General features: G+C 66.5%; 3 protein-coding genes. All 3 read right to left on the bottom strand.

The features are described from left to right. Nucleotides 1-34: 34 nt before the first annotated feature. Nucleotides 35-1,048 carry a transposase gene (locus AB1578_23545; GenBank protein MEW6490873.1) on the bottom strand — a complete coding sequence of 338 codons (1,014 nt, stop codon included), beginning with the start codon at nucleotides 1,046-1,048 and terminating at the stop codon, nucleotides 35-37. 224 nt (nucleotides 1,049-1,272) lie between these two features. Beyond that, nucleotides 1,273-1,656, bottom strand: a complete 384-nt coding sequence (locus AB1578_23540) for a type II toxin-antitoxin system VapC family toxin (GenBank protein MEW6490872.1) — start codon at nucleotides 1,654-1,656, stop codon at nucleotides 1,273-1,275. Beyond that, complete coding sequence (locus AB1578_23535) at nucleotides 1,653-1,898, bottom strand: type II toxin-antitoxin system Phd/YefM family antitoxin (GenBank protein MEW6490871.1); 246 nt, start codon at nucleotides 1,896-1,898, stop codon at nucleotides 1,653-1,655. Before AB1578_23535 ends, AB1578_23540 begins: the two co-directional genes overlap by 4 nt. Nucleotides 1,899-2,102: the final 204 nt, after the last annotated feature.

Genomic DNA, 2,102 nt, shown 5'->3' with positions numbered 1-2,102 from the left:
AACGCCAAAAACGGGACGTAAGTGCAACTGTGCATCACTTCTCCAGAGTCTCTCTCAGACGGTTTGCCAGCGGCCGCAGCTCCCCCCCACCGGCATGCCGGTTCACCGTGGAGGGGACAACTCGCAGGTATCGGGCCACCGCGGCTCCGGCGTAACCGAGCTCCCTCACGGCAACCTGCGCCACAGCCGCCCGGGCCTCTACCACCCTCGCCCGCTGGCTCCCACCCCGAAGCTCCTCCAGCCCAACCTCTGCCAGCAGCGCGGCCCTCTGGGTAAGATCCGCCACAGAAGGGCGCTTCTGTGAGGTTTTCAGCGCCTGTCTTCGTTCCCACTCCGCATCCGCAAGCAGGTCGTGGACGAACGAGGAGCTGCCGAGCACCCTCTCGTCATACACCGGGGGCTCCCCTCGTGCTCTTCCCGAGCGGGCATCCAGCCAACCCCCGCAGCTTCGCCGCAGACCGCCCCCCACCAACTCCGGACGACGCCCCTGCCCCACTCCCTTCTCGATGAACTCCAGGTACCGCCGACGAGCCTCCGCCTGCCCCGCACCAAATCTCCCGAGAACCTCCCCCACAGCCTGCCAAGGCCGCTCCACCGTCCCCAGCAGTGCTCCGTGACCCGAGTATGGGTATCGGGCCAACCCCGCCAGATCGCCAGCGACCCCTTTCGCCCGAAGGGGGTTCAAATGGATGTACCGTACGAGCTCCAGGAGGTAAGGCTCCTGCTCGCATACGATCGACTTGTAGCGATTCTGGAACAAGTGACCGTGCCTTCGGTGACGCCGATTGAAGGACACGGCATACCCCGTCAGGATACGGCGCATCACGGACGACAGCGCCACCTCCCCGGTCTGGACCAGAAGGTGAAGATGGTTGGGCAGCAGGGACCAAGCCAAGAGCCGGGTGCCTCCGACGCTAACGGACGCCCCCAATCGTCGGACAAAATCCTCGTAGTCCGCCTCTCCGAGGAAGATCTTCCGGCGCTCGATCCCGCGCGCGATCACGTGGTGAAGCGTTCCGGGAGCGTCGAGTCTCGCTTGCCTGGGCATGCGCGCACCCTACCACGCCCGACCGTACCGGGCAATGCATGGTTGCACTTACGTCCCCTCACGCCCGTGGAGCCGAGCACCCGGTCCAGCCGAAACGCCGCGTCAGGCATGATTGCTGCCCGGCCGGTCAAGAGGTCGCTGCGGAGTTCTTGGGTGAAGCCGGTTCGCTCGGCAACCTCGGCCTGGGAGCGGCGGCGCCCCTCCTCCCCGGGGGGCAGAACGCGTCAAAAGAGCAACACCGTGTCGCTGTACGACGCCACGGCGTCGTCGTGGGTGATCAGGCGCAGCGGTTCCGCAAGGGCCTGGGCGACGAGAAGCCTGTCGAAGGGGTCCGAATGATGCGGCGGAAGGGTCTCGACGAGCGCCGCGTGTTCGGCGGTCACCGGCAGGCTCACGTAGCCGGCCTCCTCGAAGTACGCATTGGCCTGGCTTCCGGAGATCGGCATCCTCCGCCCCAGGCTGTGTTTGATGGAGATCTCCCACACCGAGGCGGCGCTCACGTAGACTTCGTTCGCGGGCGCGAGGAGGAGCCGGCGGACTTCGGCGGGCAGCCTGGGGCTGTCTGTGATCGCCCACAGGGCCACGTGGGTGTCGAGCAGGAGCCTCACGGCTCGCCGCCCAGGAACAGACGGGCAATCGTCTCGTTGTCGCCGTCGATGTCGTCGGGAACCTCGAACTGCCCCTTGGCGACCCCGAGGCGACGCTGCGCCGGCCTTTCCTCCAGCCGCGTGAGCCTTGCCGCGGGCCGGCCATGGCGCGCGATGACGATCTCGTCTTCCCTTCCGCTCTCGATGCTCTCCACGAGCTTCGACAAAGAGCTCTTCGCTTGGAACATGTTCACGGTCTGCATGGTTCCTCCGGACGGACAGGTTCGAACCAAGTCTAGCTAACCTTGGGCCGGGAACCAAGAAGGAAGCGCGGGTACGGGTTCGGTTCCTCGCCTGTGCTGCGATCGGAAGGCTCCTCGCGCGCGTCCAGGCGCTCTCTCTCGGAGCCCACGAGGTCTACCCGCCGCTGGCCGAGAGCCGCCTGGGCTCGACTTCGACGGCCAGGC

The organism is Thermodesulfobacteriota bacterium (genome assembly GCA_040756475.1).
GTDB lineage: Bacteria > Desulfobacterota > Deferrisomatia > Deferrisomatales > JACRMM01 > JBFLZB01.
This window is presented reverse-complemented; position numbering and strand designations above follow the sequence as displayed.